General features: G+C 68.2%; 20 protein-coding genes. 8 read left to right on the top strand and 12 right to left on the bottom strand.

Annotation, left to right across the window (positions count from 1 at the left end; all coding sequences use genetic code 11):
* Window positions 1–16 precede the first annotated feature (16 nt).
* On the bottom strand, window positions 17–763 hold the full coding sequence (locus POL67_RS00410) for a hypothetical protein (RefSeq protein ID WP_271914236.1): 747 nt from the start codon (window positions 761–763) through the stop codon (window positions 17–19).
* Window positions 764–1,036: 273 nt separating this feature from the next.
* Here POL67_RS00410 and POL67_RS00405 point away from each other — a divergent pair, with 273 nt between their 5' ends.
* Genes POL67_RS00405 through POL67_RS00390 form a run of 4 tightly spaced genes read left to right on the top strand, consistent with a single transcriptional unit; the run spans window position 1,037 to window position 5,636 of the window.
* Window positions 1,037–2,236 (top strand): hypothetical protein, encoded by a 1,200-nt coding sequence (locus POL67_RS00405; RefSeq protein WP_271914235.1) that lies wholly within the window; start codon window positions 1,037–1,039, stop codon window positions 2,234–2,236.
* 22 nt (window positions 2,237–2,258) lie between these two features.
* Window positions 2,259–3,467 (top strand): DUF1549 domain-containing protein, encoded by a 1,209-nt coding sequence (locus POL67_RS00400; protein ID WP_271914232.1) that lies wholly within the window; start codon window positions 2,259–2,261, stop codon window positions 3,465–3,467.
* Between the two features lie 28 nt (window positions 3,468–3,495).
* The gene (locus tag POL67_RS00395; RefSeq protein WP_271914230.1) at window positions 3,496–4,242 is read left to right on the top strand and encodes a hypothetical protein; all 747 of its coding nucleotides are present in this window, start codon (window positions 3,496–3,498) and stop codon (window positions 4,240–4,242) included.
* Window positions 4,243–4,253: 11 nt separating this feature from the next.
* Complete coding sequence (locus tag POL67_RS00390; RefSeq protein ID WP_271914226.1) at window positions 4,254–5,636, top strand: hypothetical protein; 1,383 nt, start codon at window positions 4,254–4,256, stop codon at window positions 5,634–5,636.
* A gap of 57 nt (window positions 5,637–5,693) precedes the next feature.
* On the opposite strand, the gene POL67_RS00385 is transcribed toward POL67_RS00390, so the two are convergent.
* The 3 genes from POL67_RS00385 to POL67_RS00375 all read right to left on the bottom strand — a co-directional run bounded on the left by POL67_RS00385 (window position 5,694) and on the right by POL67_RS00375 (window position 10,727).
* Window positions 5,694–7,658 carry an RCC1 domain-containing protein gene (locus POL67_RS00385; protein WP_271914224.1) on the bottom strand — a complete coding sequence of 655 codons (1,965 nt, stop codon included), beginning with the start codon at window positions 7,656–7,658 and terminating at the stop codon, window positions 5,694–5,696.
* Window positions 7,659–7,704: 46 nt separating this feature from the next.
* Window positions 7,705–10,128 (bottom strand): tetratricopeptide repeat protein, encoded by a 2,424-nt coding sequence (locus tag POL67_RS00380; RefSeq protein WP_271914221.1) that lies wholly within the window; start codon window positions 10,126–10,128, stop codon window positions 7,705–7,707.
* A 176-nt stretch (window positions 10,129–10,304) separates the two neighbouring features.
* The gene (locus POL67_RS00375) at window positions 10,305–10,727 is read right to left on the bottom strand and encodes a HemJ family protein (protein WP_271914218.1); all 423 of its coding nucleotides are present in this window, start codon (window positions 10,725–10,727) and stop codon (window positions 10,305–10,307) included.
* A gap of 137 nt (window positions 10,728–10,864) precedes the next feature.
* Here POL67_RS00375 and POL67_RS00370 point away from each other — a divergent pair, with 137 nt between their 5' ends.
* The 3 genes from POL67_RS00370 to pdxA all read left to right on the top strand — a co-directional run bounded on the left by POL67_RS00370 (window position 10,865) and on the right by pdxA (window position 14,164).
* Complete coding sequence (locus POL67_RS00370) at window positions 10,865–12,313, top strand: TldD/PmbA family protein (protein ID WP_271914216.1); 1,449 nt, start codon at window positions 10,865–10,867, stop codon at window positions 12,311–12,313.
* Between the two features lie 61 nt (window positions 12,314–12,374).
* Complete coding sequence (locus tag POL67_RS00365; protein WP_271914214.1) at window positions 12,375–13,115, top strand: winged helix-turn-helix transcriptional regulator; 741 nt, start codon at window positions 12,375–12,377, stop codon at window positions 13,113–13,115.
* Complete coding sequence (gene pdxA, locus POL67_RS00360) at window positions 13,112–14,164, top strand: 4-hydroxythreonine-4-phosphate dehydrogenase PdxA (protein ID WP_271914212.1); 1,053 nt, start codon at window positions 13,112–13,114, stop codon at window positions 14,162–14,164. The genes POL67_RS00365 and pdxA overlap by 4 nt, the downstream gene beginning before the upstream one ends.
* Here pdxA and POL67_RS00355 read toward each other — a convergent pair.
* Genes POL67_RS00355 through POL67_RS00340 form a run of 4 tightly spaced genes read right to left on the bottom strand, consistent with a single transcriptional unit; the run spans window position 14,159 to window position 16,659 of the window.
* Window positions 14,159–15,133 carry a ketopantoate reductase family protein gene (locus POL67_RS00355; RefSeq protein WP_271914209.1) on the bottom strand — a complete coding sequence of 325 codons (975 nt, stop codon included), beginning with the start codon at window positions 15,131–15,133 and terminating at the stop codon, window positions 14,159–14,161. The two genes, pdxA and POL67_RS00355, sit on opposite strands and share 6 nt — an antisense overlap.
* Before the next feature lie 44 nt (window positions 15,134–15,177).
* On the bottom strand, window positions 15,178–15,627 hold the full coding sequence (gene dtd / locus POL67_RS00350; RefSeq protein WP_271914205.1) for a D-aminoacyl-tRNA deacylase: 450 nt from the start codon (window positions 15,625–15,627) through the stop codon (window positions 15,178–15,180).
* 7 nt (window positions 15,628–15,634) lie between these two features.
* Entirely contained in the window at window positions 15,635–16,051 is a 417-nt protein-coding gene (locus POL67_RS00345) for a hypothetical protein (protein WP_271914202.1), read from the bottom strand.
* On the bottom strand, window positions 16,048–16,659 hold the full coding sequence (locus POL67_RS00340) for a hypothetical protein (RefSeq protein ID WP_271914200.1): 612 nt from the start codon (window positions 16,657–16,659) through the stop codon (window positions 16,048–16,050). The genes POL67_RS00345 and POL67_RS00340 overlap by 4 nt, the downstream gene beginning before the upstream one ends.
* 549 nt (window positions 16,660–17,208) lie before the next feature.
* Between POL67_RS00340 and POL67_RS00335 the strand changes: the two genes are divergently transcribed.
* Window positions 17,209–18,663 carry a YcbK family protein gene (locus POL67_RS00335; RefSeq protein ID WP_271914197.1) on the top strand — a complete coding sequence of 485 codons (1,455 nt, stop codon included), beginning with the start codon at window positions 17,209–17,211 and terminating at the stop codon, window positions 18,661–18,663.
* A 67-nt stretch (window positions 18,664–18,730) separates the two neighbouring features.
* Here POL67_RS00335 and POL67_RS00330 read toward each other — a convergent pair whose 3' ends face one another.
* The 4 genes from POL67_RS00330 to POL67_RS00315 all read right to left on the bottom strand — a co-directional run bounded on the left by POL67_RS00330 (window position 18,731) and on the right by POL67_RS00315 (window position 20,459).
* A complete protein-coding gene (locus POL67_RS00330) occupies window positions 18,731–19,075 on the bottom strand; it encodes a hypothetical protein (protein ID WP_271914195.1) in 345 nt (114 codons plus the stop codon).
* Window positions 19,076–19,201: 126 nt separating this feature from the next.
* Window positions 19,202–19,411 carry a hypothetical protein gene (locus tag POL67_RS00325; RefSeq protein ID WP_271914192.1) on the bottom strand — a complete coding sequence of 70 codons (210 nt, stop codon included), beginning with the start codon at window positions 19,409–19,411 and terminating at the stop codon, window positions 19,202–19,204.
* An 87-nt stretch (window positions 19,412–19,498) separates the two neighbouring features.
* Complete coding sequence (locus POL67_RS00320; RefSeq protein ID WP_271914190.1) at window positions 19,499–20,077, bottom strand: HD domain-containing protein; 579 nt, start codon at window positions 20,075–20,077, stop codon at window positions 19,499–19,501.
* A 106-nt stretch (window positions 20,078–20,183) separates the two neighbouring features.
* Complete coding sequence (locus POL67_RS00315) at window positions 20,184–20,459, bottom strand: hypothetical protein (RefSeq protein WP_271914187.1); 276 nt, start codon at window positions 20,457–20,459, stop codon at window positions 20,184–20,186.
* Window positions 20,460–20,628: the final 169 nt, after the last annotated feature.

Genomic DNA, 20,628 nt, shown 5'->3' with positions numbered 1-20,628 from the left:
GGCGCGGCCCCTCGAATCATTCGAAATCTTCGTAATCGCTGCGGGCGACCTGGGGCTCCGAGCCCTTCTTCGTCTCGACCACGTGGCCGACGTTCAAGACCTCGGCGCGATAAATGACCGAGCCGTCCTCGGCCGCGATCTCGCCGGAGAGGTCGCCCCAGGGGAATTTGTCGCTGACGACCGTGGTGAGCGTGGCCTTCTTTTCGCCGATCTTCACGCGGAAGCTCGTGCGCTTCGCGGGCAGCAGATCGTTGCCCATCACGGCGACCACGTGCTCCGAGCCGAGGGCTTCCTCGTTCTCGTCGGCGACGACCATCGTCTTGCCCATCAGCGCCTCGTATTCGTCGGCGCCGGCCGGGACGAGCTTGCCTTTTTCGATGCGCTGCACCGAGAGCACCTCGCCGCGCGTGTCGGGCGCGTCGCTCAGGCGCACGCGGAGCTCGCTCGTCGCCTTGCCTTCTTCCAGGATGAAGTCGATCACGAGCGAATTCTTGTCGCGGCCCACGACGCGCTCGGTGAGCGTCACGGGCGCCTTCTGGAAGCTGCCCGAGAATCGATAGACCACGTAATCGCCGACCTCGCGACGACCCTTCACGGGCGCCTGCTCCTCGACGGCCTCAGGCTCGGCCTTCGCGACCGTTTCTTTTTGCGCGGTGACGACCGGCGCGGGCTTTTCCGGGGCGAGCGCTTGCGTGCGGACCGCGGCTTTGCCGCAGCCCATGGCGAGGAGCGATACGAGGGCGGGGAGCAGGATCCGATTCATGCGCATCGGGTACATCCGCCAGGCCGATCGGGACCAGTTTTGTGCGATCCAAAGATCGCCGCCGGTTGGTCCCCTCGACCTGGTTCAACGCAGATCCACCCTGGGGCATCTGTCATCCACCCCCTCGCAGCGAGGGCGTCTTCCGGGCCTCGTTCGTACGGCTCGGGTGCAAACACACAGGCAGAGCGGATGGCGCAGGGCGTGCAAGAGCGTTTGGGGCTTCTCGCCGCTCGGCGACTCGGCCATTCTCGACCCATGGGCATCCTTGCGACGATGAAACCAAAACAGCAATACTTTCGAGCGATTGCCATCGGCCTTGGGGCGCTCGCGGTCGCGGCTTCCGCGGCCGCAGGCTGCGTCGAGGCTCCCTCGGGCCTCGCGCCCGGACCGACGGGCGGCGGCGCGGAGGACGGTGGCCCCAGCGACAGCGGCGGGCTCCCCGTCGTCAGCGGGCGGGACCTTTTCGAGTCCATGCAGGCCGACCTGATGAGCGCGTGTGGCCTTTGCCACGACGTCGCGGGACTCGCCGACACGCCCTTCCTCGCGGGGCCGGATCGTTATCAATCGTTCGCGAGCTGGCCCGGGATTGTCTCGACGGACCCCACGCACAGCCTCTTGCTCACGTATGCAATGACGGGCAAGGGGCATAGCGGGACGAACCTCGATTCGCCGGCGCTGAAGGAGACGCTCTTGCCGAAGGTCAAGGCGTGGCTCGCGCAGGAGGCGAAGAACTTCTCGGAGCCGCCGCCGCAGGCCGGCCCGCACATCGATCCGTTCGTGCCCATCATGGGCTTCAATGCGATTTACCTCGGCGCGCTCGGGGCCGAATTCGAGGGCATGGCCGTCACGTTCCAGGCAGACGTGCTCGCCGAGACGACGCTCGAGCTCTCCAACATCGAGCTGCACCCGACCTCGAAGACGGGCTTGAAGGTCGTCCACCCGCTCTGGGTCGTGCACCCGCTCGGCAAGACTCCGAATCCGGATCCGGTCGACAGCTTCTCGAACGTGGACACGATTTACCAGGTCGGCGAATCTGGCCCGCTCGGGCCCGGCACGCTCATCCTCGTGAACTGGTCGAAGGACGCGAAGCTCTCGCTCGCGTTCGAGCTCATCGAGAAATACGAGCCGGCGTCGCCGGACGCGGGGGACGGCGGACCCACGGGCGGCTGCAAGAACGTCCCCTCGTTCGAGGCCAATGCGCGGCAGCAGCTTCAGACTTGTCTTAGTTGCCACGGGGGTGCCAATGGTCAGGCCGTCGCGGCGGTCGACATGACGTCGCTCCAGAGCGACTCGACGAAGGCGTGCGGGCAGATCAAAAATCGCGTCAATCCGAACGATCCCCCCGCGAGCCAGCTCTTCATCACCACGAATCCCGGCGGGAATGCCGCGCATCCGTTCAAGTTCGCCGGACAGAGCGGCGCGTTCAACAACTTCCGCGACAGCGTATCCATCTGGATCGCGGCGGAGAAATGAAGAGGACGAAAGGTAGGGGCCCATGAAGCGGACCAGAATGCTCACCTTGCTCGCCGCGCTCGCGGCGGGCGCGTGCTCGAGCTCGGGGCCTAGTAGCCTCGAGCCGCCGTCGGGAGGCAATTCAACCGGCGAACCCGACAACACCACCAGCGGCAACCCGACGACGAGCGGCGACCCCGAGGCGCCCCCGATCCCGGACAAGACCGTGCTCGACGATCGGGTCACGAGCTACACGGAGGCCCTGCGCACGGCGTCGCTCAAGCTCGTGCGAAACCTCCCGACGCTCCAGCAGATCAAGAACGTCGAGACCGCGACGGACCAGCGCGCCGCGTACGAGGCCGAGATCGACGCGCTGCTCGCCGATCAGCGTTTCACGTCGCGCATGATCAAATGGTGGCGCGATACGATGCGCCAGGGCGGCGGCGCGCAGGACAACAAGCCGAGCCGCGACACCGCGCCGGTGTTCGCGACGCGCGTGATGATCGAGGAGAAGCCGTACACCGACCTCTTCACGGCCAACACGAACACCTGCCCGACGTACGACGGCGCGACGAACACGTTCAACGACGGCGATTGCAACAATAACGTCCCCGCGCACGCCGGCGTGCTCACGAATCCCGGCGTCATGATGCAGTTCTACGGCAACATGGCGTTCCGGCGCGTGCGCTGGGTGCAGGAGGTCTTCGTCTGCACGAAGTTCCCGGCCGAATACGCGGCGGAGCCGAGGCAGATCAACGGCGCCGATTACACCGGCCCCTGGGCCTTCGAATCGGTGGGGACGGCCCCGATCAATTTCCAGGACACGTCGTCGGTCGTCTGCGCGAATTGCCACGTGACGATGAACCACATCGCACCGCTCTTCGCGAACTTCAACATGAACGGGCAATGGATGAACGACAGCCAGGTCGAGACGCCGACCGTGCCCGATCCGCAGAAGACGGTCATCTCCCATTGGCTCCGCAATGGTGAGACCACGTCCTGGCGCTTCGGCGAGCCCGTCGCGGACCTGCCCGCGCTCGGCCAGGCCATGGCCGCGGACACGGACGTCCACGATTGCGCCGTCGCGCGCATGTACAACTTCGCGATGTCGAAGGAAGACATCGTCTCGGACCTCGCGACGGTACCGCCCCAGGTCCTCAAACCCTATGTCGATGAGTTCCTCGCGAATGGCATGAACCTGAAGAAGACGCTGCGCACGATCCTGCTCAGCGAGGACTTCACCAAGTTCTAGGCGCATGCGGAAAGAAAGGAGAGAGACCATGAATCGCATCATCTCGATGTTCCTCCGCGGCGCGCCGATTGCTCTCGCCGCAGGCCTCTTCGCGACGGCCTGCGTGCAGGAGCCTCCGTCCGGAAACCTCTCGCGGCCGTCCCCCGTCATCGACGATCCGACGACGGACTTCGAAAACCAGCCCGGCGTCTTCGCGGGCGACGAGGACAACACGCACAGCCACATGGGCGACCTCGGCGAGGGCGTGTTCAAGGATCCGTTCGAGGTCCTCGCGCAGCGCCAGGAAGAGGGCCCGCCGGAGGTGCGCACGCGCCTTCATTCGTGCCAGAAGGTGCAAAACGCGGCGCTCCAGAACCTGCTCGTCTCGCTCGGCGTGAACATCGACGCGACGGCGCAGGTGCCCACCGCGGGCCAGCTCTTCAAGGGCGGCGGCGGCGCGCTCGGCGCGGCGAGCTACGACGCCCGCGTCGGCGAGGCGGTCGTGTGGAGCGCGGCTGGCGCGGCAAAGCTCTTCGACATCTTCGTGCAAGCGGCGCCCGAGATCATCGCGAACCTGCCGAACGTCGACCAATGCAAGGTCGGCGGCGTCGGGACCGAGATGTTCGACGCGAACAACCAGTGCAACCGGGACGCCATCGCCTGCATCACGGGTCGCCCCGCGACCGACTCGCACGTCGCGATCTGCAACAAGGTCGTGACGAGCGCCTCCGATGTGGAAAAAGGCAAGCGAATTGCGGTCGGTACGATGATGGCCGCAGCCCATTCGTGCGAGTGACGGAGGAGACCATGGTCGACGACAAGCTCAAGAGCCTCCAAGGCAATGCCAGGCGCAACTTCCTGCGCTGGACCACCGCAATGGGCGCCGTCCTCGCGCTCGATCGCGCGAAGGTGCTCGACGTCATCGCGGACTCGGCCGGCACGGCCATGGCCGACGACGCGTGCGCCGCGACGAACCGCTCGGTGCACCTCGTGGCCGGCGACGGCGGATTCGCGTGGTTCCAGCTCCTCTGGCCCCACACGCAGATCGCCAAGGCGAACAACGACAACTTCGCGTTCCACGCGTTCGGCCAGACGGAAGACGCGAAGGACACGGACAAACCGTTTGTCTACGCGCCCGAATCCCCCTGGAGGAACCTCGACAAGCGCAAGCGCATCTCGGCGTTCATGGCCGGGACGAACCAGACGCACACGCCGACGCCCGGCTCCGCCGCGACGCTCGGCAATGGCGTCAGCATGCTCGCCACGGCCGCCTCCATTCAGCGACAAACCCCGTCGCTCCTGCCGGTCATCGCGATCAACCCGCTGAACTTCGGCGCCGCCCCGGGCGCGCCGCAGGTCGCTACGGTGAACAACGCGGGCGGCATGGTCGATCTCTTCGACAGCGCGGCGTCGCGCGTGACGCTCGCCGTCGAGGAGGACGCGGCGCTCTTCGAGGCCTATTACAAGGCGTTCGTCGGCCTCAATGCGGCCGCCGGCCGCCCGACGTGGTCGCGGCAGCTCCGCGTGGGCAAGACGAGCGCGAACTTCCTCGGGAAAAACCTCTCCGCGCAGCTCGCGCCGTCGGCCGACGACCTCACCCGCTACAACATCGGGCAGGGCACGCCGAACCGCCTCGCCGAGATTGGCCGCGCCTTCATCACGACGGCGCGCGCGTTCAAGCTCGGCCTGACGCAAAGCGTGATGATGCCGGCCATGCGCGACGACCCGCACGGGGCGTTCAATGACATGAACAACCTGCGCAACACGGTCGCTCAGCTCGGCAGGATGTTCGACGAGTTCATGAACGACCTCGCCGCCATCCCCGACCCGGTCTGCACGGCGCGCAACCTCGCCGACAACATCGTCATGACGGTGCACGGCGACACGCCGAAGAACCCGCGCGACCGCGGGGGCTGGCCCGACGGGACGCCGAACAATTCGAACTGGCTCTACGTCATGGGCAATGGCTTCACGAAAACGGGCTGGTTCGGCGGCGTGCGGGCCGACGGCAGCACGGACGGCTTCGACCCCACGACGGGCGAGAACGTGCCGGGCCAGCAGAGCAATGCGACGAGCGCGGCGGCGGGCGCAGCCGTGGCCTTCGCAGTGGCCAAGGGCGACATGCGCCGGGTGCAGGACTTCTACACCGGTCCGAGCATCAAGGGCATCGTGAACGAGAACCCGGTCTGAGGACGGTGGGGGGGTTTTCGGGACAACCCGAAAGCCCCCTCTCCCCGATCGCGCAGCTCATTCCGGAAGGCGAAACGACGATTTCCGCTCTTTCGGGCCGCTCGGCGCACGCCCGCGCTGGCAGACGACCTCGCCATTCTGCGTGATGATACAAACCGCCGCGTGGGACATGGCCACGCTCGTGGCCTTCGGCAGGTCGAGGCGCACGGGCGTCTGACCGGTCGAAGACGCGGGGATCACGCTCGTTTGCCCCCAGCACCACACGGAATTTCCTTCGTCCACCGCGCAGGTCGCGCTCCTGCTCGCGACGACGTCGAGGACCTTCCCGAGGCCGACCGGCGCCACGGGCGTCGCGCTCACGCGCGCGGGCTCGTTTTCGGCCGCGCCCTGGGGCAGGCGCGGGCCGCCATTGCCGAGGGCGCCATACAGATCCTCCCCCCAGCAGCGCAATTCACCCGTCTGCAAGCGCGCGCAGACGTGCGCCACCGCCGCGGCGACCTGGACTGCGGGATCCGGGAGCGCCGCCGTGCCCTCGGCCATCACGAACCGCTTCGTCTTCGCGTCGAACGCGCCCTTTGCCGCCACCCGGCCGTCGCCGAGGATCCCCACGTCGGTGTCATTCACCCGGCATTGCACGGCGCCCTTATCGTCGAGGAGGCACGCGTAATAGCGGTTCATGTCCCATCCGGCCGCGCGCGCTCGGATCGACTTCACGTCGTACGCGGACACGCACGCATCGCCTCGAATCGGGCAGCGGGTCTGGATGAGCTGGCCCTCCGGCGTGATCGCGCCTGGGACCGCGGAATCGACGAGAGACGCATAACGACGTTTCGCCAGCGGGCCCTGGAGAGGCGTCGGCGCGCCCGCGACGAGCCTGTTTCCCTCGTGGAGGTCGAGCGGGATCTCGACGACGCTCCCGTCGCGCCGGAGCGCAACCACGCGCACGAGGTTTACGGTGATGTCGAGGGCATCCTGGATCGGCAACGCAATGGGCGCCGTTTCTCCGACGACCCAGCAAGAGACCGCGCCGCCGCGGGTCCGCGCGCAGGCAATGGGATGGTCCTTGTCCACGTCGGCGCTCAGCCGGACCTGCGCCACGTCGGCGAGGCCGGCGACGGGCGCGGGCTTGCTGGGCTCGCCGAAGCGACCATCGCCGAGCTGCCCTCGATCGCCGATTCCATGACATTCGATCCGGCCGTCGGGAAAACCTCCACAGCCTACCTCACTGCCCAAATAGTGCGCCACGGCGAAGAGCGGCGGCCGGGCCTCGAAATGCCGTCGCCACGCCGGGGGCGCATCGCTGAAATCGTCGAGGCCGATCTTTTCCTCGACGGGGCACGCGCGCCCTTTCGGGCCGAGGAAGCAGCCGTCGTCGTCGATCGCGGTCGCGCCTGCGGGCGCGGGGATCGTCTCGATGCTGCTCCGACAAACTGGCGTCCCCGGGGCCGGGAGGGTTTGTCCACAAACGAAAATGCTTTTGATGGCGCGGGGCCGATGGCCATCGCGAAACGGGACGAGCTGGTCGATTCGGCGCAGCGTGCCGCCAAACAGCGTGCTGTTTCCCGGGCCCGCCTCGACCTCGACGACGATCGTGTCGCCTCCGAGCGCCACATCGCGCGCTTTGCCAGGCAGTGGCACCACACGCGGCGTCTTCCAGCGCCCTTCGCCCCAGCAGGTGAGAGACCCATCGCCGACGATGGCGCACGTCGCTCGGCCGCCCGCGGCAATCCGGGTCGCGCCCGTGATCCCCTCGACCAGCCGCGGCGTGGCAATCGCCTGATCGTCGACGTTGCCCGCCTGAAAATCCTCGTTATGGCCCCAGCAGAGGACCCGGCCGTCGCCGCGCAGCGCGCAGAAATGCTTTTCCCCGGCCACGAGCGCACGCAGGCGCGGGGCCGCCGCAGGGGCGACGGTGGGCTCCCCGGCCTTTCCCGGCTCGCGCGCAGGCTTCGGGCTCGATTGTCCGCAGCCCGCCGCGGCCAGGACGATCAGCGCAGCAAAAGGAAGGCGGTGTTGCGTCATGGGATGACGACGATACACCGCGGACGATGAGGCTGGGTTGGAATTACTAGAGCTTACCCTTGCTCACGAGGTCGTCGAACGCGAGATCGAAATCGTCGCCGAGGAGCTCCGCGCCGGCCGCCTTCGCCTGCTTGGCCGGGACCGGATTCGGCTCCAGCCGGCGAATACGATCCTGCACGCCGCCGCGCGGATCTCGGTGATTCGGGTCGATCTGCCCGGCGCGCTTGAAGTAATAGAGCGCCTGCTCCGGGTTTTTCCGGGCCTCGTACGCGTCCGCGAGCTCGTATGCGAGCGCGAGCTCCTGCTCCCGCGTCTTCTGCCGCGCCTCGAGCCCACGCAGGAACGCGTCGATCGCCGCGTCGACGTTGCCGAGCTGCAGGTGGATCATCCCGATGACCGACCGGCACACGCATTCGCGGGACGGGTCTCGCGCCGCGACCTCGAATTCGTGGATCGCGTCCATGTACATGCCCATCTCGCGATAGGCGACGCCGAGATCGTAATGCGTGGCCGAATCCGCGTCCGAGATCTGCGCCTGAACGCCCTGCTTGAACTCGTCGAAAATCTTCTCGACGTTGACGCCGGGGAACTCGGGCGGCGCCGCCGCGGCTTCGGGCGCGAACTCCAGGTCATTGATCATGTCCTGGATCTCTTTGAAGTCGTTGTCGGCCGGGTACTCGCTCTTCTTCGTGATGATCCCGCTGCCGCCGCCCGGCAGATCCGGGACGTACGACGGGCGGCCCATCTGCTCGAGCTCGGCGCGCTTGTAGAGCAGGAGCGGGTGGTTCGGCAGGAGCGCGAGCTGCTCGTCGAGCATGGTGCGCGCGTCATCGAGCATGCCTTGGTTGGCGTAGAAATCGATCTGCTCGAGGACGTCCTCGTCGAGCGTGTGCCCCGTCTGGCTCCGCGTCGGCGCGGGCTGCTGCGGCGGCGCGTACGGCTGCGCCGGGTACTGCGGTTGCTGCGCGTAGGCGTGATGCTGTTGCGCCGGGACGCCCGAGAACGGATCGTCGAGCGCGCTGAGCTGCCCCTGCTGCTGCGCGTACGGATACGCTTGCTGCTGCGGGTAGACCTGCTGCGGCTGCGGAGCCTCGACCTGGTAGCCGAGCGCGCGCAGCATCTGGATCGCCTCGGGCTGCGACGAATCCATGAGCAGGACCTCGTCGAGCAGCTCCGCCGCCCTCTTCACGTCGCCTTCCACGCTCAGGCGCTGCGCGAAGATCAACATCTGGCGGATCGCGCCTTCCTCGTCGCCCGCCTCCTTGAGCACGTCGACGAGCCGCGATCGCAGCTCGTGCGAGGTGGGCACCATCTGGACGGCGTCGTGCAGGATCGCGAGCGCCGAGGGGTAGTCGTACTGGCTGCGGTAGGCCTCCGCCCGCTGCATGTACTGCCGCGCGCGGAGCGCCTCGTCGTCGTGGTGCGAAGGCTGGAGCGGGATCGGCGGCTCCGAGTCGGGCGGCAGATCGTCGACGTCGACGTAGTCGTCCCCCACGACGATGACCGAGTCGTCCTCGACCTGCTTGCGCGGCGGCGCGGGCCGCTGCGCCGCGAGCTGCCGGACCGCGTCGTCGTTCGGCGCGCGCGCGAGGAGCGCGTCGACGAGCTCGTTGAACTCGTCGTTTTTCTTGGCTTCTTTTGCGAGGCGCGCGGCCTCCTTCAAGACCTCGGTTGCCTTCGGCGCCTGACCGAGTTTGTCGAACGCCTTCGCCAAGAGGCCGAGCGTCTCGAGGTCCTTCGGGTTCTCCTTGAACGAGATCTGGAGCTTCGCGAGCGCGGTCATCGCGTCGGTTTGCTGCGCGCGCTCCAGGTACATCCTCGCCGCGACCTTGGCGTACTTGCCGTCGGGCTTGATCGCGAGCAGCCGGTCGAGGACCTTCATCGCGTCGTCGCGCCGGCCGATCTTGACGAGGACCTCCGCCGCTTGTCCGAGCTGCCCGATCGCCGCCGGCGTGTCCTTGATGCGGCTGTACGCCTCGGCGAGGCGAAGGCGCGGCACAGGGTTTTGCGGGTCGAGATCGACGACCTTCTTCAGCGGCTCGATCGCCTCGCGATCCTTGTTCGCCTTGTGCAGCCGATTCGCGATGTCGTCGTACGTCGCGGCCGCGTCGCTCGTCAGGCCGAGCTGCGTGTAGAGCTCCGCGAGGCGCGGCAGGACCCAGCCGAAACGTTCGAGGAGCTTCGGCGCGCGTTTGTCGATGATCTCCAGGATCTGACGGTAGACGCGGATCGCCTTGAGCGGCTCGGGCGGCTTCTGCTCGATGTAGAGCCGCGCCACGACCTCGTACGTCTCGATGGCCTCGGCGTACTGCTCGATCTTGAGGTGGCAGTCGCCGATCTTGAGCAGGACCCGAACGTCCTTCGGATCTTCGGCGATGAGCTTCTGGAACTCGGCGATCGCTTTGTCCCAGCGCTTTCCTTCGACGAACTTCTGCGCTGCTCGGAGCACCTTGTCGCGATCGACCGCCACGGCGATGGGATTCTCCTCGAGAGAGCGACCGGGGACGACGCGACGCGACGCTTCGCGCCGCCTCATCCACGATTCATCATCTAACGGAACGACGACCCGCACAAGCACGGTCGCGTGAGAACGGAATGTCGAAACGAAAACCGGGCGATCTCAGGCGAGCCGCGATCCCGGCTTTTTCAGTTCGGCAGCTTGAAAATCGCGAAGAAGGCGGCGATGACCGCCGACGCCGCGAGGATCATGGCCATCATAGCAGTCGGCCCGGCGTCCTGCACAGTTCCCCGCGCGAGCTTCTTCGCCCGGCCGCCGATCACGTGGTGGATCCCGATGATCACGAGCGCGAAGAGCAGCTTGCCGTGCATCCAGTGGTGCTCGACGAGGTAGTAACGCGTGTCCATCAACAGGCGCGCCACGCCGGTCACGAACGAAAGCACGAACGCAGGCACGCTGAGCAGCCGGTAGATCCGCTCTCCCAGCACGCCGCGAACCTTCGGATCGGTCCCGCCCGCCGTGAGAGCGAACGCGACCGCGAGGATCGAGCCGATCCAGACGAGGTTGCCCGACACGTGGAGCCACACGAGGGCGATCTGGGGTCCGTTCATCGTGAAAACGCGTTACCTCTTCGCCCGAGCGACGTCGACTTTTCTGCGCCCGCGGTCGCGAGAAACCACACGCCGAGGCCGGATTTCCGGGGCTTCGGCTCGACCGATCCAGGGCCGCGCTCTACATTCGGAGGCCCATGACCAGAAGCGCTGCCTATCGTGCCCCGTTCGCGCCGGGCGGAGACAACGAGATCGACGCCGACCTGTGCGGGCGCCTCCTCGCCGTCGCCCTCTCCAAAGGCGGCGAGTACGCCGATCTGTTCTTCGAATACCGCGCCGGCGGCGGCTTCTCCTTCGACGAAGGCATCCTCAAGGCCGCCTCGCGCGGCGTGTCGATGGGCGTCGGCGTGCGCGTGCAGCGCGGTGACGCGACGGGTTACGCCTACACCGAGGACCTCTCGTGGGAGTCGATGAAGCGCGCGGCCGAGACCGCCGCGCAGATCGCCACGAGCACCGGCGGCACGATGCACGTGCTGCCGAGGTTCCGGCCGCTGCCGAACCGCTATGACGTGCCGCTCGTCTCACTCGACGTGCCCGGCATGGAAAAACGCGCGCTGCTCGAACGAGCGAGCGCCGCGGCCCTCGCCGAAGGCCCGCACATCGTGAAGGCAGAGGCGAGTTTTTCCGAGGAGATCCGCGAGATCCTGCTGGCGACGAGCGACGGCGTGATGGCCCACGACGTGCAGCCGCTCTTCCGCTTCAGCGTGCGCGCGATCGCGGAGCGCGACGGCAAACGGCAGGAAGGATCGAGCAGCGGCGGCGGACGAACCACGCTCGCGGCCTACTTCGCCGATCTCTCGCCAGAGATGCACGCCCGAGAAGCCGCGCGGCAAGCGACGACGATGCTCGACGCCGAGGAGGCGCCGGCCGGCGAGATGAACGTGGTGCTCGGCCCCGGCGACAGCGGCATCCTCCTGCACGAGGCCGTGGGCCACGGGCTCGAAGCCGACTTCAACAGGAAGGGCACGTCGAACTACGCCGGCAAGGTCGGCGAGCCGGTCGCGAGCCCGCTCTGCACCGTGGTCGACGACGCGACGCTGCTCTCGTCGCGCGGCGCGATCAACGTCGACGACGAGGGCAACGAGCCGGGGAGAAGCGTGCTCATCGAGAACGGCACGCTCGCCGGATACATGCACGACCGGCTCTCGGCCAAGCACTACAAGCTCGAACCGACGGGCAACGGCCGGCGCGAGAGCTTCGGCGCCGCGCCCTTGCCGCGCATGACGAACACCATTCTGCTCGCGGGTCCGCACGACCCGGAGGAGATCGTTCGCAGCGTCAAACGCGGCGTCTTCGCGAAGAAGTTCGGCGGCGGCCAGGTCGACATCTCGAACGGCGATTTCGTGTTCTCGTTGACCGAGAGCTACCTGATCGAGGACGGCAAGATCACGCGGCCCCTGAAGGGCGTGAACCTCATCGGCAACGGCCCCGACGTGCTCGGCAAGGTCACGATGCTCGGCACGGACCTCGCGATCTCCGATGGCATCTGGACGTGCGGCAAGGACGGCCAGAGCGTGCCCGTCGGCGTCGGATGCCCGACGATCAAGATCGACAAGATCACCGTGGGCGGCACCAAGATCGGCTGAAGCCTCGGCGCTGCAGGCTCGCGCTTGCCGCGCCGCAGCATGAGCTTTATAGCGACGCCCGATGTCGCGCCGCGCGTCGTTCATCGTCATCGTGGGGCACGGCCCCGAGCTCGAACGCGAAGAAGGCGCGGCGAGCGTGCTGCGAGGCCTCGGCGCCACGGTGCGCACGCTCGATCTGTGGGACGAACCCTCGCGGTGTTTCCAGCGCGAGGAGGACGAGGCGCGGGCGATCCTCGTGGAGACGCCGGAGCGGCCGGATCTCGCAGTGGCGGCGCTCCGCGCATTGCGGCGGGAGGCGCGGCTCACGGGCGTCCCGGCCATCGCGGCCGTCTCGGTGGCGCAGGTCGCGCGGATGGATCCCGCGAGCGGCTTCGACGATTTCGTCCTTTCGCCGTACGTGCCTGCGGAGCTCTACGCGCGCATCCGCAAGGGCGAGTGGCAGAAGAGCGAGTTTGCCACGGAGGAGCGCGTGAAGGTGGGCGCGCTCGTCGTCGATCGATCGGCGCACGAGGCGTGCATCGATGGGCACAGCGTGCCGCTCACGGCGAAGGAGTTCGCGCTCCTCTCGTATCTCTGCGAGAAGCGCGGCAAGGTCGTGTCGCGCGAAGAGCTGCTCGTGAAGGTATGGGGTCCGCGGTACGAAGGCGGGCCCCGCACGGTGGACATCCACGTGCGGCGGTTGCGCTCGAAGCTCGGCGGCGCGCTGCCACTCGTGACGCTGCGAGGCGCGGGCTACAAACTCGAAGCGCCGGACACGCCGAACCGGGCCGCGGTCGAGCCGCGGAGGGCGATGCTCGCATGAAGCGGCTGACGATCGCGGTGAGCGTGGGTTGTCCGAGCGGGATCGGTCCCGAGGTCGCGGTGCACGCCGCGGCAAACGCCGAGGCCGAGGCGCGGTGCGTGCTCGTCGGGGATACGGCGTCGTTGTGGCGCGCGGCGCACGACGGGAAGATCGCGGCGTCGAGGTTACGCGTCGTGGCGAGCGCGCAGGAGATCGAGGCCCTCGCGCTCGGCGAGATCGGCGTGTGGGGGCCGAGCACGCAGCTCGCTACGCCCGCGCAGCCCGGCGCCCCGGATCGCAAGGCCGGCGCCGCGCAGCTCGCGTGGGTGAACGAGGCGCTCTCGCTCGTGCAAGACGGCACCGCCGCCGCGCTCGTGACCGGCCCGGTGTCGAAGCTCGCGATCGCGACGAGTGGTGCTCCGGGGGCAAAAGGTTTTTCGGGACATACGGAGCACCTCGCGGCGCGGCTCGGGGCGCGCGAGGTGGTGATGGCGTTTCGCGCGGCAAACATCACGACGGCGCTCGTCACGACGCACCTTCCGCTCGCGGAGGTCCCGGCGGCCGTGACGCCCGACGCGGTGGCGACGAGCTGTTACTGGCTCGTGCGGCTGCTCCGATCGCTCGGCATGGAGGCGCCGCGCGTGGCCGTCGCAGCGCTGAACCCGCACGCGGGCGAGGGCGGGATGCTCGGGATCGAAGAGGAGACGAGCATCAAGCCGGGCATCGAGCGCGCGAACGAGCGGCTCGCCGCAGATGGTTTTTTCGCGCAGCTTTCGGGCCCGCTCGGCGCCGAGACCGCGTTCCGCAAGCAAGCGGCGGGGGCCTTCGACGGGGTCGTCGCGATGTACCACGACCAGGCGACGATCCCCTGCAAGCTCGTGGGGTTTGGCGAAGCGGTGAACGTGACGCTCGGCCTGCCCGTGATCCGCACGAGCGTCGATCACGGGACGGGGTACGACATCGCAGGCACGGGCAAGGCCGATCCACGCGGGATGGAGAGCGCCCTCGCCCTCGCGCTTACGCTCGCGAAGGTGCACGGGCGCGCGTCGCTCACCGCGGGCGCATCATGACGCGCGGAGCCGCTGCATGAGGTGATCGAGCTGGGGCATGTCGAGACCCTGCTCACGGCCGAGCTCGCGGATGCTGTCGCCCATGGCGAGGTGCTGCGCGTGGAGCTTCGGGCCGAAGTGGCGCTCGACGAAGCGCACGGTCTCGGGCGCGAGGCGGCGCGCGAGGGCCACGCCAGGCTTGATGGTGTACGGCCCGACGAAGCGCGTGAGCACATGCGCCCACGGCGCGACCTTGCCGAGCTTTTTCGCGAGGCCCTCGCACTCCTTGGCGGCCGCGACCGCCGTGTCGAAGAGGTCCTTGTCCTGGAGCACGCCGTCGATGCCGCGGCCCGCGTCGATCGACGCGATGAGCGGGAAAAACGAGACCGTGCTGGCAGCGTTGAGCGAGGCGACGTCGCGTTCGAAGCGCGTGGGCAAGCCGCCGTTCGTGAGGCGACGCGCGAGGACCTCGAGCGCATCGCGGGACATCGAGTGCGCGGGCCCCGAAGCGTCGTCGTCGAGGAGCGTCGAGGCGATGCCGGTCGACCAGTACCGAACGACGCCACGATCGTCGACGTCGTCCACGTATCCCGCGACGCCGGGCATGGCGCTGACGGCGCGCCGCCCGATCGCCTTCTCCAGCGCGGCGAGCTGCGGCGGCAGGACGGGCGTGAGCACGACGAGTGGCACGGCAGGGCCCGTGCGGAGGGCCTCGGCGAGCGCGTCGTCCTGGTTCTGGCAAAGGTGGTCGAGCTGGTCGAACCGAACCGCGAGGAGGATGAGCGTCGTGTCGGCGGGAATGTGCTCGATGCGGCGCGGCTGCTCGATGACGTCGCGACGCTTCTCCCCGTTCACCTGCTCGACGACGAACGAGTACGTCTCGGCGAGGCGCGAGGGCCGGACGACGAACGAGACCTGAACGCCCGCCGCGGCGAGGCGTACGCCATAAATGCGCCCGAGCGCGCCTGCTCCGAACACGATCACGTGCATGGTGAGGCGTTACGTACCGCCGCGTGTGGCGCCTGGGAAGACGGTCAGAACAAGCGGCGCGAATCGACGAGGATCGTGACCGGTCCGTCGTTCTCGACGAAGACACGCATGTCCGCGCGGAAGCGCCCGGTCTCGACCGGGACGCCGCTCTTGCGAGCGGCCTCGACGAAACGATCGTAGAGCGCCTCGGCGCCGACGGGCTCCATCGCGCCGTCGAAGCTCGGGCGGAGGCCGCGGCGTACGTCGCCGAAGACCGTGAACTGGCTGATGACGAGCAAGCCCCCGCCGACGTCGGCGAGCGCGCGGGTCATCTTGCCGTTCTCGTCGGGAAAGACGCGGAGGCCGAGGACCTTGCTCACGACGTAGTCGAGGTCGGTCTGCGCGTCGCCCTTCTCGGCGCCGACGAACGCGACGAGGCCCTGGCCAATGCGGCCCGTGACCTCGCCGTTCACTTCGACGCGGGCTTCGATCGCGCGCTGCACGACGGCGCGCATCGACCGATCAGCCGAGGCCGAGCTCGCGCGTGAGGCGGCTCGTGATCGCGAAGTACGTGCTGCGGTCGTAGGGCTTGTTCAGGATGTGGAAGTCCTTGCGAACGAGCCCGACGCAGCCGAAGCAGTACGTGCACTCGGTGCAGTCGGCAGAGCGGACCACGTACGAGCACTGGGTGCAGCGCTCGCACGCGACGCAGTGGTTGCAGCGCACGAGGTCGCGCGAGCCGCGGCAGTGCGTGCTGTCCGAGCAGCGCTGCGAGTCGACGCAGTAGTGGCAACGCGCGAGCGCCTTCGAGTTCTTGCAGAACGTACAGTCGACGCAGCGCTCGCAGCCTACGCACTGCACGCAGCGCTCGTTCTCGGAGCGGGTCTCGTGGGCCTGGAAGAGCTTGCGCAGCTCGGCCTCGAACTCGGCTTTGTTCATTGGGCGGACTGGTTCTGCGTGTCGGGCCTGCCGCTCACTTGCCTGCGGAGCTGGGCGGCGGCGTCGCGGGTGGACTCGTCCTCGGCGAACTCCTCGATGCGGCGCAGGCGCGACTCGAGCACGGCGCGGCGCTTCGGCAGCTCGCCGACGAGGAGCGAGGAGAGCGAGGAGAGCGCCTCGCGCACGCGCGACTCGTCGCTGTGCTCGAGGAGCTTCAGATGCACGTCCTGGTCGTCGGGGAAGGTGAAGCCGGCGCCGAGGAACTCGTTCGCGGCCTTCGTGATGTGCGGGCGCCCCTCGACGGCGAGGAGCTTCGACAGGAGCCGCTGGCGCTCCGTGGCGCGCGGATCACTCTGCGGAGGCGGTGCGAGCACGATGCGACCTGGCTTCGGCGTCGAGTCGCGGCCGTTCTTGCCGTTCTTTCCGCTGCCTTCTGGCTCCGGCTCCCGGCGCGGCGCGAAGAGCGCCTCGAGCGCGGCGCGATGTTCCTTCGCGACGCGGCTGTCCTGGGGAGTCGTGCCGCTCCGGGTCGTGCTGCCGGACTTCGGCGCCCGCGCAAACGGCGCGAGCTCGGGATTGTGCCAGACCTTGGTCTCGTCTTTCCGCATCCGCCGCATAAATTCGTCCTTGCTGCCGCCGGAGGGGGAGAGCTTCGCAGGGCTCGCGGTTCTTGGTCCCGGGACTCATGAGCCCGGAGGCAACGTTCATGCTCGACGTCCGCGCCTCGTAGCGTGCTCGTGCTTCGCTGGCACTCGCTCGCTCACGCGCGGGCCTGCCGTGCGGCGTTGCCCTTCTCTGGTTCTCCAAGAACGCTCGTCTGCTTCGAGCCGACCTTTCCCCCGGTGCGGGCCAACTGCGCGGGCGCCTCGGTTGGACTCTACCCGCCGCCGTCCGAGCGACGGGACGTGCCATGAACGAGGGCGACGTCCGCGCCATCGAGGCGCGCATGGCGCCGCGATGGGTGCCCCACCTCTACCACAGGCACCCGTGGAAGCCTCAGAAAATTAGGCCCGCGCACCCACCCCATGACACAACGCGAGACACCGGCGTACCCAGCGTCCCGCGCATGGACGGATGGGCGTCGGTGGAGAGCACGACACATGGTCAGCGGTCGTTACGGTCGGATCAGGCGTAGGGTTGCGTCCACGCTCGCGGCGGTGTTGACGCTCGCGGCGCCCTTCGCTTTCGGCGAGGCGTTCGCGGAAGAGGCAGCGCCGAAGGCGGCGGAGCCCGCGAAGGCGCAGGCGCCCGCGAAGACGGAGAAGGCGCCCGAGGAGCCCAAGAAAACCGCCGCTGCGCCGAAGAAACGCAAGAACCGACGCAAGGCCCCGCCGAAGCGCATGGTGCAGGCCGAGCCGAAGACGGCCGAGGCCGCGAACAAGGCAGCGTCGACGAAGGCCAAGCCCGCGCCGGCCACGAAGCCCGCCACGCACGAAAAGGGTGCGACGACGACGGCCAGCACGAAGGGCGCGACGACGACGGCTAGCACGAAGACCACGAGCGCCAAGAAGTCTGAGGGCGCGACGACGACGGCCAGCACGAAGGGCGCGACGACGACGGCCAGCACGAAGACCGCGAGCGCGAAAAAGACCGAGGGCGCGGCGGGTATGTCGCGCTCGAAGAAGGCGTCGACGCGGGCGTCGAGCAAGAAGCGCAAGGGCACGAAGAAAGCCGAAGCCGAGACGGATCGCCCACCCTGCTTCGCGCCGGCGGTGTCGATCGATCGGAACGGCCTCGAAGGTGAGACGTTCTCGCTCGTCGACTGCAAGGGCAAGGTGCTCGACGACGCGCGCGAGAAGCTCAGCGTGCTCGCGCGGCCCTGGGGCACGCCGCGGCCCGAGCTTCCGAAGGCGAAAAAACCCGACCCGCGCACGGCGAAGCAGGAAAAACCGGCCGCGGCCAAGGGCAAGGGAGGCAAGGAGAAGGCGCCAGAGCCGGCGGTTGCGTCCCAGGAGATCGCGCCGAACGTACGGCTGCTCGATCCAGGGCTCCTGTCGCGGGTCGAGGCGATCGCGAAGCATTTCCCGGGCAAGGGGATCTCGCTCGTGAGCGGCTATCGCCCGAAGAGCCGGGGCAGCTTGCACCAGAGCGCGCGCGCGCTCGACCTGCGCGTCGCGGGTGTATCGAACGAGGAGGTCGTCGCGTTCTGCAAGACGATCGCGGACACGGGCTGCGGCTACTACCCGAACAGCTCGTTCGTCCACGTCGACGTGCGCACGCCGGGCACGGGCTCGGTGACCTGGATCGACGCATCGGGGCCGGGAGAAACGCCACGCTACGTGAGCCAGTGGCCGCCGCCGCCGGAGCCCACGGACGCGCAGGCGACGTCGCCCGTCGCCGCGGTGGACGAGGCGATGGAGCAGCAGGGCAAGGAGCAGCCCGCGGCGAAGGAGCTGCCGGCTCCGAAGGATCAGCAGCCCGCGGCGAAGGAGCTGCCGGCCCCGAAGGACCCTCCCGCGGCGCAGGCGCAGGCCCCCACGAATCCGACGGCGCAGCCGCCGGCGGAAAAGGACGAGGAGCCCAAGGAAGCCGACCCGAAGGATCCGGTGCCTCCGCCGAAGAAGACGCAGCCGACCCCGCCCCCCGCGGCTCCGTCACCGACGACGCGATAACGCCCAGCCGCAGTCGTCGAAAGGAGCGACAGCGCAAGCGCGACGCTCCTTTCGACGCGCGAAATCTTCATGGTGTGCCCGTCGGAGCCGCAGGAACGAACGCCTCGGGCGGGAACCGGATCTGCGCCAGCACAGCGAGTTTGTCCGGCGCGGCGATGGCTTTCCCACCAAGCGCGCCCCCGACGCACGTCGCCTCGACGCCCTTCGTCGCGACCTTGCCGACCGCACCCTGTTCGACGCGGAACCCGACGCTCACGATCTCGCCGCGTTGCCCGGCCTGCACGATCTCCGGGCAAAGCTCGACCGCCGCGTGCAAGGTCGCGCCGAGCACCGGGACGAGCGGCGCGATGTCGGTCCCTTTGGAGACGGCGACCGCGATTTCATAGTCCGGGATCCCGCGCTTCGTCGCCATCCGAAGCCCGACCGGCTCTCCATACTCGATCTCAGGCTCCGACGGTTCCGAGCGGCATGCGCATGCCAAAGCCCCAAGAACCACGAGCCCCACCCACGACATTCGATGTTTCATGCGAGGAAACGGTCAGGGCGTCTCGCCGTCGGCGGCGCAGTCGGTCAAGCCGCGATCGGCCACCTTGCAGACGTACACCTTCCGGAGCGCGCCGAAAAGGAAGAGGTCGTTCCGCGTGATCACGACCTTGTCGCCGACCGTCGCGATGCCGCCGTACGAGCAGCCGCCGAGCACGCTGCCGAAAACGCCCGCCGCCAGGAGAAACCCGAGGGTCTTCTTCATCGCTCGCCTCCTTGACTCACTCGTGAGATGCGCCCGAAACGCTCGAGTGGATCGGGCGGATCCGCACATATCACAGACCCTGGGTGTTCAGGCCGAGCGATGTTCGAGCGCGGCGCCGGCGGGAGCGGCGAGGACGTCGGCGAAGGCGCGTTCGAACTCGTCGATCAACGGGTGCGGCGGTAGGCGCACGATGCGCTCGCGCAACGCGCGGAAGCCGGCGATTTGTGTATCGCGGCCGCGGCGAAACATGGGCCAGGGATCGCCGTGGGTGGCCGCGCAGACGACGATCGATTGGAAGTTGTCGATCTTGTCCGCAATGGTGATGGCCTGGGCGTCCCAGGGGTTGTTCATGAATTGCTCGAGGTAGCGCTGTTTGCGCTCCTCCCAGGCGAACGTCTTCGCGGGCTCGGTCACGGCGAGCACGAGATCGGCGACGCGGCGCCCGAACAAACGCGCGATGTCCTCGGCTGTCGCGCCGGTGTCCTCGATGGCATCGTGCAGCGCGCCTGCCGCGATGACCTCTTCGTCGAAGCCATGCTTGGCGAGGAGGACGGCGACGCCGGCCAGGTGGCTCACGTACGGCACGTCGACGCCGGGGTACTTGCGTTTCTGTCCTCGATGCCAAACCGCCGCCTGATCGAGCGCACGCTTGAGGAGGGGCGTCATGCCTGGAATCTAGTGTCCCCGAGGCGCCTCGGCGAGCGCCGAGCGCGCGCCGCGACAACTTCACGCCGCAGTCAAGCCGGCGCGCCTGCTTCGGACCGCATCGAGCTCAGTACATGTGCGGGGTCCGCTGCGCCGCCGTGACGCACGCGCGCAGCATCCCCCACACAAACATGGACAGAATGGAAAAACCCAGCATTTTTGCGCCACTGGCCTCGCCTTTGGTGACCCGGACGAGCCCGACGATGGCCGCGGGGCATGAGCAGAGGACGATGAGGGCCCAATCCGCCCCGCTGAGATCCGCGCTCTGGCTCCACGAGTTCTCGAATCTCGGCGGAGGCGCCTCTTTCGGGGGTTCGTAGGGGTTCGGCGCATCGTCACGCATGATCGAACCACTCCACCAGTGCGTAAGTGAGCTGTCAAGCCCAGCCCACAAGCCCACCTCGAACGTAGTTCCGTCACCTCCCATTGCAAACCCGTCACACGAACCCGAACGCGCGTGGGGTTTGTCTGGTTGAATCATCGCCTGCGAGGCCGCCACGCGCGCAATGAGG

It is taken from the genome of Polyangium mundeleinium (assembly GCF_028369105.1).
Lineage (GTDB): Bacteria > Myxococcota_A > Polyangia > Polyangiales > Polyangiaceae > Polyangium > Polyangium mundeleinium.
The sequence above is the reverse complement of the archived record's forward strand: the minus strand, read 5'-3'. Positions and strand labels throughout refer to the sequence as shown.